At 36.0% G+C, this 16,836-nt stretch carries 14 protein-coding genes; 12 read left to right on the top strand and 2 right to left on the bottom strand.

Translation table 11 applies throughout. The features are described from left to right. Positions 1 to 19: 19 nt before the first annotated feature. Positions 20 to 1,537, bottom strand: a complete 1,518-nt coding sequence (locus AC4BC4_RS14550) for a UDP-N-acetylmuramoyl-L-alanyl-D-glutamate--L-lysine ligase (protein ID WP_490476176.1) — start codon at positions 1,535 to 1,537, stop codon at positions 20 to 22. 460 nt (positions 1,538 to 1,997) lie between these two features. Between AC4BC4_RS14550 and AC4BC4_RS14545 the strand changes: the two genes are divergently transcribed. From AC4BC4_RS14545 to AC4BC4_RS14510, 8 genes are all read left to right on the top strand, one after another. After that, on the top strand, positions 1,998 to 3,647 hold the full coding sequence (locus AC4BC4_RS14545) for a putative polysaccharide biosynthesis protein (RefSeq protein ID WP_438758015.1): 1,650 nt from the start codon (positions 1,998 to 2,000) through the stop codon (positions 3,645 to 3,647). Between the two features lie 293 nt (positions 3,648 to 3,940). Then, positions 3,941 to 4,663: a pseudouridine synthase gene (locus AC4BC4_RS14540; RefSeq protein WP_490476175.1), complete on the top strand. Its 723-nt coding sequence runs from the start codon at positions 3,941 to 3,943 to the stop codon at positions 4,661 to 4,663. Positions 4,664 to 4,787: 124 nt separating this feature from the next. Further along, positions 4,788 to 5,675, top strand: a complete 888-nt coding sequence (locus AC4BC4_RS14535) for an ABC transporter ATP-binding protein (protein WP_490476174.1) — start codon at positions 4,788 to 4,790, stop codon at positions 5,673 to 5,675. Beyond that, positions 5,672 to 6,493, top strand: a complete 822-nt coding sequence (locus AC4BC4_RS14530) for a DUF2705 family protein (protein ID WP_490476173.1) — start codon at positions 5,672 to 5,674, stop codon at positions 6,491 to 6,493. Before AC4BC4_RS14535 ends, AC4BC4_RS14530 begins: the two co-directional genes overlap by 4 nt. Further along, positions 6,493 to 7,131, top strand: a complete 639-nt coding sequence (locus tag AC4BC4_RS14525; protein ID WP_490476172.1) for a TetR/AcrR family transcriptional regulator — start codon at positions 6,493 to 6,495, stop codon at positions 7,129 to 7,131. The genes AC4BC4_RS14530 and AC4BC4_RS14525 overlap by 1 nt, the downstream gene beginning before the upstream one ends. 353 nt (positions 7,132 to 7,484) lie before the next feature. Continuing rightward, the gene (locus AC4BC4_RS14520; protein WP_490476171.1) at positions 7,485 to 8,918 is read left to right on the top strand and encodes a 6-phospho-beta-glucosidase; all 1,434 of its coding nucleotides are present in this window, start codon (positions 7,485 to 7,487) and stop codon (positions 8,916 to 8,918) included. Positions 8,919 to 8,952: 34 nt separating this feature from the next. Beyond that, positions 8,953 to 9,789, top strand: a complete 837-nt coding sequence (gene licT, locus AC4BC4_RS14515) for a BglG family transcription antiterminator LicT (protein WP_490476170.1) — start codon at positions 8,953 to 8,955, stop codon at positions 9,787 to 9,789. A 94-nt stretch (positions 9,790 to 9,883) separates the two neighbouring features. Beyond that, positions 9,884 to 11,803, top strand: a complete 1,920-nt coding sequence (locus tag AC4BC4_RS14510; RefSeq protein WP_490476169.1) for a beta-glucoside-specific PTS transporter subunit IIABC — start codon at positions 9,884 to 9,886, stop codon at positions 11,801 to 11,803. Positions 11,804 to 12,010: 207 nt separating this feature from the next. On the opposite strand, the gene AC4BC4_RS14505 is transcribed toward AC4BC4_RS14510, so the two are convergent. Next, a complete protein-coding gene (locus AC4BC4_RS14505; protein WP_490476168.1) occupies positions 12,011 to 12,838 on the bottom strand; it encodes an NAD(P)H-hydrate dehydratase in 828 nt (275 codons plus the stop codon). Between the two features lie 149 nt (positions 12,839 to 12,987). Between AC4BC4_RS14505 and pepV the strand changes: the two genes are divergently transcribed. The 4 genes from pepV to AC4BC4_RS14485 all read left to right on the top strand — a co-directional run bounded on the left by pepV (position 12,988) and on the right by AC4BC4_RS14485 (position 16,611). Continuing rightward, the gene (gene pepV, locus AC4BC4_RS14500; protein WP_490476167.1) at positions 12,988 to 14,409 is read left to right on the top strand and encodes a dipeptidase PepV; all 1,422 of its coding nucleotides are present in this window, start codon (positions 12,988 to 12,990) and stop codon (positions 14,407 to 14,409) included. Between the two features lie 231 nt (positions 14,410 to 14,640). After that, positions 14,641 to 15,498 (top strand): helix-turn-helix domain-containing protein, encoded by an 858-nt coding sequence (locus AC4BC4_RS14495; RefSeq protein ID WP_490476166.1) that lies wholly within the window; start codon positions 14,641 to 14,643, stop codon positions 15,496 to 15,498. Beyond that, positions 15,488 to 15,970 (top strand): GyrI-like domain-containing protein, encoded by a 483-nt coding sequence (locus AC4BC4_RS14490; RefSeq protein WP_490476165.1) that lies wholly within the window; start codon positions 15,488 to 15,490, stop codon positions 15,968 to 15,970. Before AC4BC4_RS14495 ends, AC4BC4_RS14490 begins: the two co-directional genes overlap by 11 nt. Positions 15,971 to 16,017: 47 nt before the next feature. After that, positions 16,018 to 16,611, top strand: coding sequence for a pentapeptide repeat-containing protein (locus AC4BC4_RS14485; protein ID WP_490476164.1), 594 nt, complete (start codon positions 16,018 to 16,020; stop codon positions 16,609 to 16,611). Positions 16,612 to 16,836 lie beyond the last annotated feature (225 nt).

Below are 16,836 nucleotides of genomic sequence, written 5' to 3'. Positions count from 1 at the left end.
CTTTTATTTCACACCCTTTTTAGTTTAGGATCAACTGTTCGGCAATCTGGAAATCACCTTCATAGAGGATATCTTTTCCACCGACTTTTTGATATAAGTCAGCCCCCTTACCGGCTAAAACAACTGCATCTTCGGGTAGGCTCAACGATAAGGCTTTTTTGATTGCTTCACCGCGATCAAGTACTGTTTCGATTTGAATATCTGTCGTGATATGGGCTGCAATCTCAGCACAGATATCAGCGGGATTTTCATCAGCGGGATCATCTGTAGTTAAAATTGCAATATCTGCTAATTCAGATAAAACAGCACCAAAATCTTTTCGTCTAGAAATCGCTTTGTTTCCTGTGCTACCAAGTAAAACAAGTAAACGGCCCTCAGGATGTTCTTCTTTGACAAATGTGAGAAGGTTCTTTAAACTATCATAATTGTGAGCATAATCCACATAGACTTTTGCACCATTTTTATTTGTTAATAACTCCATTCGACCAGGAACGGTTGTGTCATTGATTCCTTGTCGACAATCACTACCTGTGGCGCCGACTAGAGCACTTGCAATAGCTGCACTTAATGCATTACCTTTATTGAAATCACCGCCTAAACGGACGTGATATTCACCAGAAATGGCCAGTGCATCGTTTTTTGCTGTGACAGAAAACGCCAATGAATCATTTGGATTGCTTTGATAGCTATAATCTGTATCTGCTGAGGCTTGATTGCCATAAACGATATAAGGTACTTCATGAAGCTCGGCAGTTTCTTTCAATAATGGAAAATAATCAGAGTCATGGTTTAAAATCATCGTTTTTGAATGTTTGATCAACTGGCGTTTGCAATAAAAGTAATCATCGAATGTTGGATGTTCAATTGGGCTGATATGGTCAGGTGTGATATTTAGGAAAATTCCTACATCAAAAAATAATCCATACACTCGATTCGTTTTATAAGCTTGAGAGGATACCTCCATAATGAAATGAGTCATGTTATTAGTAACAGCTTCTGCCATCATTTGATAAAGATCAAGAGATTCAGGTGTTGTTAAATGTGATTTGAAAAACGTATGCCCATCCAAAGTAGAATTCATAGTAGACAGCATCGCTGTTTTTTTATTTGTGGCGTGATCTAAGATAAATTTAGAAAAGTAAGCAGCAGTTGTTTTTCCTTTCGTACCAGTAAAGCCGATCAGTTTTAATTTAGTTTGTGGATAATCAAAAAAAGCCATACTTAAGACAGCCATTGCTTTTTTGATATCGGTCACAATGATACCTAATGCTGCAGGTACCTCATAAGGTTGTTCTGCTACATAAACGTCAAGTCCAAAATGGACTGCTTTTCCTAAATACTCAGATTTGAAGTTCATTCCTTTACAGAAAAATAGTGTGTCAGCTGTTACTTTACGGGAATCATAGGAAAGAGTAGTAAACGTTTTAGTATTCAACGAGCTAGGCAAGTCCAAAGACCAGCCTTCTGCTGAAATAAATTCTTTTAATAGCTGTTCTTTTAGTAAACATTCACGGATTATTTCTAGAGAAATAGTCATCATTACGCCTCCAAGCAGTATCTAAATCAGAATGTAAGCTTTTTTCGAAAGAAAACTTTAGAAGTTCATCATACAATTTAAACGGCAAAAATTCAAGATGCTTGCAAGTAGCGAAAGAAAATATCAATAGAGTATTAAAATAAGATAGATCTGATTTTATATGTAATAACTTGATTAAAATAACAAATTAATAATAAACATATTATAGTGAATTGTTAAAAAATATGTAAATACAAACGGATATCTGGTATTTTTTATCCGAAATATAAATAAAAAAGAAATAGTTATAAATGAGGGTACTATTTGCTTTTTGGATATTTTGGAAAGGAATACGACCGTTTTTTTAAAAAATCTGTGAGGAAAATATAAATAAGTTAATTTATTCAAGAAAGTCGTTGCATATACTTGATTTAACAATTAAAATAAAGGAAGCATGTTCAAAGAAAGATGGAGGAGTTAAATGATAAATCAACCAAATCCTGCTGATCAACCGATCTTGACCAATCAAGAGAAAATGGTTAAAGGATCGGCTTGGATGACAGCTAGTAATATAATTTCTCGTTTGTTGGGTGCGGTATATATTATCCCATGGTATGCATGGATGGGAGAACACGCCAATGAAGCAAATAGCTTATCTTCAATGGGGTATACCGTATACGCTCTCTTTTTATTAATATCTACAGCAGGAATTCCTGCCGCTATCGCTAAACAGACCTCTTATTATAATTCATTGAATGAATATAAGCTCAGCCGACAGCTTTTTTACAAAGCTCTTCAATTGATGGCAGTCTTAGGAGCAATTTTTGCTATCGTGATGTATTTAGCTTCGCCGCTTTTGGCAAAATGGTCTGGCGGAGGAGAAGAACTGATTCCAACGATGAGGTCGCTGAGTTTAGCTGTTCTAATTTTCCCATGTATGAGTGTAGTTAGAGGGTATTTCCAAGGGAATCAAGATATGATGCCATATGCTTTGTCACAAATTGTTGAACAAGTTGCTCGTGTGTTCTATATGCTGTTGACAGCTTTTATCATCATGAAGGTGATTGATGGTAATTACGTCGATGCAGTAACACAATCAACATTGGCAGCATTTGTAGGAATGTTGGCGAGTCTTGTTGTTTTATTTTACTATTTCCATAAACAAAAACCAATGTTTGATTATCTTGCATCACATAGCGCTAATGAACATCAAGCATCAACGCGGGATTTATTGACCGAGACATTAAAAGAAGCCTTGCCATTCATCATTGTAGGTTCTGGTGTGACTGTCTTTAAATTAGTCGATCAATTTACATTTTCTAATTTTATGGGTACATTTACTACGTATTCAGGTAGTCAATTACGAACACTTTTTGCGATTTTTAATGCAAATCCAGATAAGCTAACAATGGTCGTGATTGCTTTAGCAACATCTATATCCGCTACGGGTTTACCGTTGATCACGGAAGCAATCACTTTGAAAAAATACCGAGATTTATCAAAATTAATCAGTAATAACTTGCAGTTATTTATGTTTGTGATGTTACCAGCAACATTTGGTATGATCGTTTTAGCAAAACCACTTTATACAATGTTTTACGCACCAGATGCTTTAGGTGTATCGCTCTTGATCCAAGCATGTTTGGCAGGCTTATTTATGGGACTCTATATGTTATCGTCAACCATGTTGATGGGAATGTATGAGAACAAAGCTGCAATTAAGTATTTTGGATTAGGATTGGTCTTGAAACTGGTCGTTCAGTATCCAAGCATACGACTTTTCGAAGTATATGGTCCAATGATTGCCACAATGATTGGATTTACCTTATCCTGTGTGCTGATCATGAGAAAAATCAAGAAAGTCAGTCATTTTAACTTTGGATTGACTTTCAGACGTGGCTTATTGATTTTCTTGATCACCTTAGTTATGGTGGTTGCAGCGATTGTTATGAGGCAATTCTTGTACCTATTCTTAGATCCAACCCGTAAATTCCAATCATTTATGATTATCATAATCGTAGCAGCATTTGGTGGAGCTGTTTACGGATATATCACATTAAAATTACGCTTAGTAGATAAGCTATTAGGAGCACGAGTAGGGAATATTCGTCGTAAGTTGAAAATAAAATAGAACAAATCAAGTAGCGGGACAGAATGTTCCGCTTTTACTATATCTAGCTTCACAGGCTTGTTCTTCGGAAAAAAGATGAATGAGGAAAGAGGTAAAAAACACCTCAGTCCTAATTCCCTATTTTTCATATAGAACAGGACGAGCCTGTTCCGCTTTTACTATATCTAGCTTCACAGGCTTGTTCTTCGGAAAAAGGTGAATGAGGAAAGAGGTAAAAAACACCTCAGTCCTAATTCCCTATTTTTCATACAGAACAGGACGAGCCTGTTCCGCTTTTAAATTGGGAGGATCATATGCGTTTAGATAAATTTCTTGCAGAAACAGGGGTCGGTAGTCGTAAAGAAGCAAAGCAATTGCTGAAAAAGGGCTTGGTAACGGTAAATGATCAAATCATCAAAGATGGTAAAACACAGATCGATGAAAAACAAGCGATCATTAAGTTTGCTGGAGAACAATTGATCTATCAAAAATATTATTATTATATGTTGCATAAACCGAATGGCGTGATTTCAGCAACAGAAGATAAATGGGATCAAACGGTCATCGACTTACTGAAAGATGAAGATTATCGTGAAGATTTATTTCCAGTTGGTCGATTAGATAAAGATACAGAAGGGTTACTGTTATTGACAAATGATGGTCAGCTTGCACATCAATTATTATCACCCAAAAAGCATGTTGATAAAGAATATTTTGCAAAAGTTCAAGGAATCGTGACGGAAGAAGACGTTCGTCATTTTGCAGCAGGATTTGCTCTAACAAATAAGGAACAAGTCAAACCAAGTCAGTTAATGATTGAATCTGCGGATGAAACAAATGAAATCTCAGAAATTCGCCTGATTATTCAAGAAGGAAAATTTCATCAAGTCAAACGCATGTTTGAAGCAGTCGGTAAAAAAGTTGTTTACCTGAAACGGTTGCGGATGGGAAATTTATGGTTAGATGAAGAACTAGCTTTAGGAGAATATCGAATTTTGACTGAAGAAGAGCTTGAAAAGTTGAAGAAAAATCAATAAGAAAATGGAATGGAAGCTATTGTTTTGTTTTAAACCAAGGTTTCCGTTACATTTTCTTTGACTCTTCAGTCAAGATAGATATATACTTTTATTGACTAACTAGTCAATGAGGAGGAAGCGTACAATGAATGCCATTGAACTTAAAGGATTGACCAAATTATATAAAAAACAGCCAGCCATCGATCAAGTAGATCTATCAGTAGAAAAAGGCGAAATCTACGGTTTTATCGGTCCAAATGGTGCTGGAAAATCAACAACGATCAAAGCGATGTTGAATTTCATTTATCCAGATCAAGGAACCGCTTCTTTACTTGGTTTGGATAGTATTAAAGACGCTAAAGAAATTCGCAAACGAACGGGTTATGTCTCAAGTGATGTCCGCTTTTATCCAAATATGACAACGGTTGAGGTGCTTAAATATGTGGCAGAATTTCATCAGTTAAAAGACAGTAAAAAACAAATCGATTATTTTATCGAATTATTCGATATCGATGCTCAGAAAAAAATGTCTGATTTGTCTTTAGGGAACAAAAAGAAAATCGCCATCACTGCAGGAATTTTACCAAATCCGGAGTTGTTGATCTTAGATGAACCGACGAATGGTTTGGACCCCCTAATGCAACATCGTTTATTTGAAGAGTTGGAAAAGTACAATAAAAAAGGCATGACGATCTTTTTGTCCAGTCATGATTTAAATGAGGTCCAACAACACGCACACCGAGCAGCGTTTATTCGTCAAGGAAAAATTATTACGGTTCAAGATATTACAAAAGAAAAATCATTAGGCAAAGTCATTACATTGATTGGCGATCATATCCCGCTTTCGATAGTTGAAAAAATGGGTGCGGCTATTTTAAAACATCAAGGAAACGAAACACGTTTATTGTATGAAGGAAACCTACGGGAGATATTACCGTTATTAGGAGATTCCTCAATTCAAGATTTTACAATCACAAATCCTGAATTGGAAGATCAGTTTATGGCATTGTATGAAGGGGGAGATGGAAAATGATTACAGCTAAAATTGAAAGTAAGTCTTTGGTAAAAGGATTGATCATTTGGACTATTTTATTTGCTGTTATTATTTTTGGCTTTAGTGCAGTATATCCTCAGATGCACAGTTCAGCGATGGAAGATCTTTTAGGTGCGAAACTAGATGGATTATCTCCGTCCTTATTAAAAACATTCAATATTAGCGTAAATGGACAAACAAGCTTTTTAGTCGCAACTGGTTTTTTCGGCTATTATTTTCAATATATGTTTTTGGCAGCATCGATTTATGCTATGATGCTCGGTAGTCAAGCGCTGATCAAAGAAGAGACAGATGGGACGATTGAGTTTTTATATGCGCAACCAGTAACACGTAGAGAAATCATTACGAGCAAATTTGCAGGAAATTTATTTATTTTAGCGATATTCTGGTTGATCTCATTGGGTGTTTCGGTGGGCTCCACATTACTTTATCGTCAGTCGACGGATTCAGCGGAGACGATCACTAGAGAAATTAGTAAGATCTTTATGCAAGAAAGTTTGATTTTACTATTTTTCCTAACGCTGGGCTTTTTTGTTTCAACCTTTTTAAAATCTAGTAAACAAAGTACCAGTATTTCTTTAGGTATTGTTTTTGGTTTTTATTTGATTGGGATTTTTTCCGATTTGAATGACTCGTTTAGCTGGGCCAAAAATATTTCTCCCACACATATGGGCATTCCAAGTAACTTGTTGGATAAGGGATTATCTGCTGGCAATGTTGTTTTATTAAGCATCCTGATTGTTTTATTCCTAGGCGGAACGTATATGGTTTATCAACGGAAGGATTTGAAGGTTTAGTGAAAGAAATCAACAGCGATCGACAAAAATACGAACGAATTTTACAGGCGGCACTAAAGCAATTCGCAACGTATGGTTACCAAAAGACAAATACAGACGATATAGCACGTGATGCAGAAGTTTCTAAAGGATTGATCTTCCATTATTTTGGTAAAAAACAAGTATTGTATGAGCGTACGATCAGTAGTGTGATTGATTTTCTAAATGAACGATCAAGCAATTTATTTACAAAGAAATATACGGACTTGGTAGAAGTCGTGGTCGTATCGACTCGTTATAAAATGAAATTAGAACAGCAATATCCTGATCATGTTCATTTACTAATTGCAGCGTATGCGCAAAAACATAGCTTACCTAAGGAAATTCAAGCAAAGTTAGCAAAATACATGGATGAGAATATGAAAATCGCACATCAGTTTTTGACTGATATTGTAATGAAGCTACCGATCAAAAAAGAGATTGCACACCAAGATGTTGTTCAGCTAGTGTTGGGTGTTTTTAATCAAATTTCTGTGGAGAGCGTACAGTTTTTGAAAGCTCATCCAGAAGTGACAGAGGTCAAACAGATGCAGTTTCTAGCAGAACGGGCAGAGATTTATATGAAGATTTTACAAACAGGATTTCTAAAAAATGAATGAGTAAGATAAGTCGACATCATCAAATAGAAAAAATAAACGTGTTTAACTTAAAAAGGAACCTAAAAGGATTATTATTTGTGGAGGTTTGCTATTTTACCGTGCACGGCTTATCGCCCAGCTTTTTTCCGATAGTGAATGAAAAACGATGCAATAAAACCAATGCCAAACTGCAATTGCCAGAAAGTTTATTTTATGATAAGATGTAAGTGCTTTAATAAGGGAATAAAATGGCATAGTGATTGTTTATATAAATAAAACAAGCTAGACCCATTTGTCAACGAACAACGTGAGAGAGACACGTTTGTTTAGTTGTACAAGTGAGTCTTTTTTCTATGCACTAAGGAGGCCGAATAATGGGATTATCAAAGGATTTTTTATGGGGCGGTGCTACAGCTGCAAATCAGGTGGAAGGAGGCTATAATGAAGGCAATCGTGGGTTAGCTAATGTAGATTTACTACCTTTTGGATCTGATCGCGATGCAGTAATGAGTGGGGAACACAAAAGTTTGTCCTTTGAAGATGGATATTATTATCCAGCGCAAAAAGGCATTGATATGTATCATCGTTTCAAAGAGGATATTGCGTTATTTGCTGAAATGGGCTTTAAAGTCTATCGTTTTTCGATTGCTTGGACACGGATTTTTCCAAAAGGAGATGAAGCTGTTCCAAATGAGGAAGGCTTGGCGTTTTATGAAGCGATGATTGATGAGTGCTTGAAGTATGGCATTCAGCCATTGGTGACAATCTGTCATTTTGACTGTCCTATTCATTTAGTAGAAAAATTTGGCGGATGGAAAAATCGAAAGATGATCGATTCTTATGTTCGCTATGCTGAGACGTTATTTACTCGTTTTAAAGGCAAGGTTCGTTATTGGATCACATTTAATGAAATAAATATGCTCTTGCATGCGCCTTTTATGGCAGCTGGATTAGTTTTTGAACCAAGAGAAGATCGCGAGCAAGTGAAATATACGGCAGCGCATTATGAGCTTGTGGCAAGTGCAAAAGCAACAGCTATAGCGAAACAAATAGATCCTGAGAACAAGATTGGCTGTATGTTAGCAGCAGGAGATAATTATCCTAATACGCCTAATCCAATTGACGTCTTAGCAGCCAAAATGGTTGATCGTGAAAGTTTCTTTTTCACAGATGTTCAAGTACGCGGTTATTATCCAGCTTATGCTTTAAAAACCTTGGCACAGCAGAATATCCAATTGGATCTGACAGAAGAAGATACGAAATGCTTAGCTGCACATACAGTGGACTACTTGGCATTTTCTTATTACTCTTCCTCTTTAGCCAGCGGTGATCCAAAAGTTAATGAATTACGGGAAGGAAACTTGTTTCCTACGTTAAAAAATCCTTATTTGGAAGCAAGCGAATGGGGATGGCAAATCGATCCAGTAGGACTCAGAGTTACGATGAATACTTTATACGACCGCTATCAATGTCCGCTGTTTATTGTAGAAAATGGGTTAGGTGCCATCGATGAGCCTAATGAACAAGGAATCGTGGCAGATAAGTATCGAATTGATTATCTATCGCAACATATTAAAGAGATGATGAAAGCAGTCGAATTAGATGGTGTTGAATTGTTAGGTTATACAACATGGGGATGCATTGATCTGATCAGCGCAAGCACGGGTGAAATGAAAAAACGATACGGTTTTATTTACGTGGATGCTAATAATCAAGGTCAAGGCTCGTTTGATCGTATTAAAAAGCAGTCTTTTGAGTGGTATCGTCAGGTCATTACTACCAATGGTGAGTGTCTAAAAAATAGCTAGTTAAAGGATAACAACTAAACGAGAGGAGAAAGCGGTGAAAATCAAACGATTATTTAATAATAATGCTGCATTGACTGTGGATCGATCAGGTTCAGAAATCATTGTTCTAGGCAAAGGGATTGCATTTCAAAAGAAACAAGGGGATGTGATCGAAGAGGAAAAAATCGAGAAAATTTTTCATTTATCCAATACGGACGCATTTCTAAAATTTCAGGAACTATTAACAGAAATCCCGCTTCCTTATATGGAATTAAGCGATGAGATTATCACGATGGCAAAATCCCAATTAGGAAAAAAATTAAATGATAGTATTTATGTTTCCCTAAGTGATCATTTGTATAATTCAATGAAACGTTTTAAAGAAGGTATCAGTATTAAAAACGCATTATTGTGGGATATTCGCCGTTTTTATCCAATCGAGTATAAAGTAGCTATTGAAGCATTGGGATTGATTCACGAACAATTTGATTTGCAACTGCCTGAAGATGAAGCTGGATTTATCGCGTTGCACTTTGTAAATGCAGAAGACTTGGAAGAAAATCAGGACTCCTATCAGGTAACAAAAATAATGCAGGAAATCAGTAATATTGTCCGTTATTATTTCCAGATAGAGTTTGATGAGGAATCAGTTTACTACTATCGATTCGTCTCACATCTCAAATTTTTTGCGCAACGTTTGACTAGCAATAAACTGCACAGTGACAAGTATGAAGAAGGATTACTGGACGTAGTGAAGATTCGTTTTCAAAGTGCTTTTCGATGTGTTGAAAAAATTAGTGAACACATCGAACGTAATTATCAGTATACGTTGACCGATGAAGAAAAATTGTATTTAACGATCCACATTCATCGTGTTGTTTATAAAGATTAATTTAACGAGAAGGAGGAGCAAGAAACACAGTTCTTTTGGATAGTGACATTCAGTTGGCTAGACCTTCATTTTATATAATAATGGAGGAAAAAACATGGGAAAATATCAACAATTAGCAGAAACAATCGTCACCGAAGTAGGTGGGAAAGAAAATATTATTAGTTTAACACATTGTGTGACACGTCTGCGTTTTAAATTGAATGACGAAAGCAAAGCAAACGATGAAACAATCAAACAATTGGAGGGTGTCGTCACAGTAATGAAAAGCGGCGGCCAATATCAAGTAGTGATAGGTAATCATGTATCGGACGTGTATGCAGATGTTATACCATTAATTGGAGAAGTGAACACTACGGCACAATCGGACACAGGAAAAAGAGAATCATTATTTGATCGTTTCATCAATGTTATTTCAGGAATCTTCCAACCTGTACTAGGACTGATGTCTGCGGCAGGTATGCTAAAGGGACTAAATATTTTGTTTAGCATTTTAGGTCTATATTCTGAAACGAGTGGGGTTTACATTTTTTTAGCAGGTATCTCAGACGCATTATTTATGTATTTACCAGTGATTTTAGGGTATACTGCTGCAAAAAAATTCAATTTGAAACCACTCATGGGTGTATTATTGGGCTTAGCATTATGCTATCCAGCTTTGCAATTATCGACATTATCTGAGGTCGGAAAACCGTTGTATACGTTATTTGAGGGGTCAATGTTTAGTTCGCCTGTGTATTTGGATATTTTTGGTATTCCATTGATTAGTGTCGACTATACATCAACAGTGATTCCTGTTATTTTGATCGTCTATTTTGCCTCTTTCTGCCAACGTCTATTTGATCGGGTGATCCCGGATGTTGTCAAATTCTTTATTGCACCTATGTTGACGATGGTCGTGGCTTTGACGATTGGTTTCTTGGTAATTGGCCCAATCGCTACATTTGGATCAAACTTGATTGCTGAAGGTGTACTAGCTGTACGTAATTTTAGTCCGATGCTCTCTGGCGCTTTGGTCGGTTTTTTCTGGCAAATACTTGTTATATTCGGGTTACACTGGGGGATCATCCCAATTTATGTGAACAATATTGCAACTTTAGGCTACGATAATGTAATGATGCCCTTTTTTGCAGCTACTTTTGCTCAGACGGCAGTCGTATTCGCTATGATGTTGAAGACCAAAGATAAACAATTAAAAAGAATGGCTTTTCCATCTGTAATTTCAGGGATTTTTGGTATTACTGAACCAGCAATTTATGGAATCACATTACCGCGAAAAACGCCTTTTATTATAAGCTGTATCGCATCAGGAGTTGCTGGAGCGTACTATGGTTTTGCTAACTTACGTGAATATATTTTTGGTGGAATGGGGATTTTTGAGTTTCCAGCAATGATCAATCCTGAAACACACGGTATGGGAGATATTGTGGTTGGGGTGATTGGCTTGGCCATTGCGATTCCAATTGCTTTGATTTTAACGTTTATTTTTTATAAAGATCCAGAAGAAGTACACGAAGTAACAGCGGTACAAGATAACGCTGGGGCTGTTGAAACAACAATCAAACAGACAACGGTCTTTAGTCCGTTGACTGGAAGCATTATTCCACAAGAAGAAATCAAAGATACTGCTTTCTCACAAGGATTACTTGGAAGTGGTATAGGTATTTATCCGACGATAGGAGAAGTGGTAGCGCCTTTTGATGGAACCATTGTAACACTATTTCCGACCAAACATGCGTTAGGGATTGTTTCAGAAGAAGGGCTAGAATTATTGATCCATGTGGGGTTGGATACCGTCCAATTAGAGGGGAAATATTTTACTAGTCATATAGAACAAGGTCAGACTGTTAAAAAAGGACAAAAATTAGTGTCCTTTGATATTGCTGAAATCGAAGCAGCGGGCTTTAGTGTGGAAGTTCCGATCATTGTTACTAATACAGCGGACTATGAAGATATTGTTCTAACCACAGAAAAAGACCTTCAGCAGCAAGACTTTCTCTTATCTGCTTTGACCTAGTAAGGATAAGTTGAAAAGATAAATTTTTAATCAGTCGCTAAAGTGATTGGGTTGACCATGGATGATTACACTAATAATAGTTTAATATGTTCGAGGTTGAGGCAAACAGTTCATTTCTAAAAAGAGAACAGATCCGGTTTTGATACGTCAGGTCAAAATCGGGTCCGTTTTTTCTATGAAACACCAGAAAAGCATTGTCCAAGCCTCTCATTGTTCAAATTTTTTCATGTAATAAGGCAAATTCTTGCTAATTTCAGTTGGTAATACGACATACTGTTCTTTACCCAATTCTTCTCCAATTAAACTATGAAGATAAACCGCTGCACAAAGAGCCGCTTCTTTATCTTGAAATTGAGCTAGAAAACCAGTAATCATTCCAGCTAATGTATCACCCATTCCTCCAGTTGCCATAGCTGGAGTTCCTAGTGGATTTCTATATTGAAAAGAAGGAGTATAAATTTCTGTTCGATGGCTTTTTAAAACAATCGTTGCACCTAACAGCTTTTGTGCATTTTGATTGTTTACAACCGTTTGGGCAGTGATTTTGAGTCCGCTTAGACGTTCCCACTCCATTTGATGCGGCGTGAATACAACTTGTTGTGGATACTTCAAAGAATAATGATTTTGAGCAAATAATGTGATGGCAGACCCATCGATCACGAGCCACTGTGATGATTTTTGCTTTTGTAAGACGTTGTCTAAAATTTGCTGACTATGCGTAGCTAACCCTAAACCTGGTCCAATCAAAATCACATCCGCTGTATCGAGCAAATCATTGCATTCTTTGGTGAGCGTCCAATCAAGTACCATCGCCTCAGGTAAACGAGCATGAAGCGCCGTATGATTTTTTTCCGCAGTCACGACCGAAACCAAACCACTGCCTGCTTTGACACAAGCTTCAGCACTCATGATGATTGCTCCGCCATACAGGTTATTTCCGCCAATCAAAACAGAACGCCCAAAAGTTCCTTTGTGAGAATTTTGTGGACGAGTCTTGATCACAGCGGTCAACTCTTCTTGTGATAGTTCTTTCATCTGAGTCCCCTCCTTTAATGATTTAACTTTAGTATAAATCTATTTTGAATGAAGAGCAAAATACTACGGAAGATAGTTTTCACCTTTTTCTTTTAAGCCAGTTAGTGGTATGATGGAAAGGTAGAATAATGAATAGGAGTGACTAAAAAATGACAATTGATTGGCAAAAAGAAGTAGACGCGCGGAAAGATGCGCTATTAGAAGATTTACAAAATTTATTACGCATCAACAGTGAGCGTGATGATTCAAAAGTAACCCCTGACGCACCATTTGGACCTGGTCCGGTAGCAGGCTTAAAACATATGTTAGCGTATGGCGAACGTGATGGTTTTGTTGTGAAAAACGTGGATAACTATGCTGGACATATCGAATATGGGCAAGGCGATGAAACATTAGGCATTTTTGGACACATGGACGTTGTTCCTGCTGGTGACGGTTGGGATACGGATCCTTACGAGCCTGTCATCAAAGACGGTAAAATCTTTGCGCGTGGTTCAAGTGATGATAAAGGCCCAAGTATGGCGGCTTATTATGCATTAAGAATTATCAAAGATTTAGGGTTGCCATTATCTAAAAAAGTTCGTTTTGTTGTTGGTAGTGACGAAGAAAGCGGCTGGGGCGATATGGATTACTACTTCAAACATGAAGAAAAACCAGATTTTGGTTTCTCTCCAGATGCCGAATTCCCAATCATCAATGGTGAAAAAGGGAACGTCTCTTTATACGCTCGTTTTGGCGGATCAAGCGCAGGCGAGTATGATTTAGAAAGCTTTAATGCTGGTTTACGTGAAAACATGGTTCCAGGTACAGCAACTGCTGTGATCTCAGTTCCGACTGCCGAAGCGGCAGAAAAAATGCAAGGTGCATTTAGTGTTTTTGTGGATGAAGAACCAATTTCTGGGACCTTAGAAGCGAATGGTACATCCGTTACGATTCAAGTTATTGGGAAAGGCGCACATGGCGCTAGTCCGCAATCTGGGATCAATGCGGCAACATTCTTAGCAGTCTTCTTAAACAGCTATGCATTTGCTGGTGCAGCGAAAGAATTTATCCAAGTTGCAGCAACACTTGTTCATGAAGATTTCTATGGTGAAAAATTAGGTGTAGCCTTTGAAGATCCTAAAATGGGTAAATTAACAATGAACGCTGGTTTATTCGTCTTCAAGAAAGATGCTGAAGAAGGCAACTTTATGAGTTTGAATTTCCGTTACCCTAAAGGAACAACGGCCGCTGATCTAGAAGCGGGTGTGAATGCTACAGCAGGTGCGATCGGTGCAGAAATCGTCCAAGGAGGACGCAATCAAGAACCGCATTACGTGCCAGCAGATGATCCATTGGTTGAAACATTATTACAAGTTTACGAAGATCACACTGGTCAAAAAGGCCATGAACAAATCATCGGCGGTGGAACTTACGGACGTTTACTAAAACGTGGTGTGGCGTATGGCGCAATGTTCCCAGGTTACACAGATACAATGCACCAAGCCAATGAATTTATGGCATTGGATGATTTATTCCGTGCGACAGCTATTTATGCAGATGCGATTTACCGTTTGGCAGGTAAAGCATAAATCGTATTACAAAAATGATCCCAAAATTATTTTAAGATTAAAAAATGCAACTACTTTATTCAGTGATTTTACTGATTCAGTAGTTGTATTTTTTTGTAAACATTTGTAAATTTGGACGAGAATTTACAACGAATGTATTGACTTTTTTTAGGTTAGTTAAGCGACTTTTTTCTATTTAAAAAGTTGCGTGTGGTTTTTGGAAATCTGTTATACTTTGCAAAGAGGTGAAATATGTTTGAAGAGAAAATGATGTGTTTTTTTGAGTATGTTGAACAAAATCTTACAGAAAATATAAACTTTGAGAAGTTTGAAAAAGATTTTTTGATTTCTATTGAAGATATTAAGACAATATTCCCACTTCTTTTTAATATTACTTTGTCTCAATATATAAGAAATCGTAGATTATCTGAAGCGGGAAAAGACTTCTTGTTGACGAACCAAAGAGTAATTGATGTTGCATTTAAATATTGTTATTCTTCTTCAACCAGTTTCGCAAGGTCTTTTGCAAGATATCATGGAATACTTCCGTCTAAAGTGAGTTCTGAAGGGATTCAATTGAAATACTTTCCCAAACTATCCTTTAGTTTCTCAGAGAAAAAATATGCAACAAAATATGAAATTATTGAACGTCAAACGATCAAAATTGTTGGAGTATTTGGAACTATTCAAAAGGAACAAGTGACGAAACAGATTGCAACACTAAAAAAACATCTATTTGAAAAATTAAAAAAAACTATTGAACCAGCTGACTTAGCAAACTACAAATTTTATCAGTGTTGCGAAAATTTTGCTAAAGATTCGTTTGATCTATATATTGGGATCGAGGCAGATACTATTTCAACTTTTAGTGATTTAACAAATTTATTAAGCTCATATACAATTAGAAAAGGAAGATATTTCAAGTTTTCATATTTGATTTCAGATATTTCAGTAATTCCAAATATTTGGGAATCTTTACTAAAAGAAAAGTTGCAAATTAGTGGTACAGAATATGAAACAATTCAACGCCAAACGGATGATTCTACAGAAAAGTTCATTTATAAGTTGTATATTCCTATAGATAGAGGAGGAAACATAGATGCAGATTAAAACAATTGAACCATTTGAAATAATTGGTTTTTCAACTAAAAGTACTTTTAGTGATGACGGCAGAAAAACTAGTTTGCTATGGCAAAAATTTCTTCCCTTAAAAATGACAAATAATTTATTAGCAAAAGAGAATGTGTATTCTGTTTCAAAACCATTGGATGCTAATTTTTCATTTGAAAATAAAAATAGTAAAGTTGAAAACATAATTGGCATCAATGCTTCTTCTGAAAAACTAACTATTTTCGATTCTTTTATGATTGATGGTGGTCAATATGGGATATTTTGTCATAGGGGTAGAGCAGATAGATTTTCAGAAACATTAAAAGCAATTATTACTAATGTACTGCCATCAGAAGGATATACTTATGATAGAATGAGAAATAGATTTGAAATTTTGACAGTTGATTACTGCCCGACAGATGAAAATGCAACGGAAACAATTTGGATACCTATTAAAAAGTTTAAATTCTAAGTTCAGTGACAGGTTATTAGTAAAAAATCAACAAGAAGAGGTTTGAAATGATTGAAAATAAAAAAATGTCTTTAGACGATATAGAAACTGGCGAGTATTATAGAAATTGTTATTTTAATTATTCATCTGATCGTATCCGTTTTTCAGAAGTTATTTTTGACAGTTGTGAGTTTCAACAAAATGATTTTAGAAACAGTGAATGGTTAGATTGTAAATTCATCCATCTGAATCTATCAAATTATTTATTTGCTAACAGTATTTTTTACAGATGTGAATTTGAGAAATGTCAGCTTACTGGAGCAGGCTTTAGTAAAAACAAGTGGAAAGCTAATCTTATCTCAGATTCAAAAGCGAATTATCTTAGTTTAGATAGTACTTCAATTGATAACTGTAAATTTCAAGACACAAAACTAAAAGATTCTTTTTTTCAGGCAGTTAAAATAAATAATGGGCTCGTATTTAAAAATTGCGAATTAGAAGATGCAGATTTTCTAGATACTAATTTAAATAGTGTGGATTTTTCGACAAGTTATTTTGATACATTAAATATCTCACCGAATTTAATCAAAGGGTGTATCATCAATTCATTGCAAGCTCCGTTATTGATTTCGTTATTAGGAATGAAAATAAAAGATAATTAATAGATAAATTTACAATCGAAGTTAGTCGAAAAAAATAGAAAAAGAAAATAAGATGGTTCTGTTTTTTTTAGATCGACTATTTAAATGATCCATGAAAAAAGAATAATAACTTAGTTTTTGATGATGAAAGCATAACATAAAAAATTCGCCCGAGCTTTAAAAGGTGGTGGGATTTTGACGGGATGTTTTGAAAATATCCATTTAAAACATTGACATAACAACGTT

It is taken from the genome of Enterococcus sp. AMC1086 (assembly GCF_058216575.1).
This window is presented reverse-complemented; position numbering and strand designations above follow the sequence as displayed.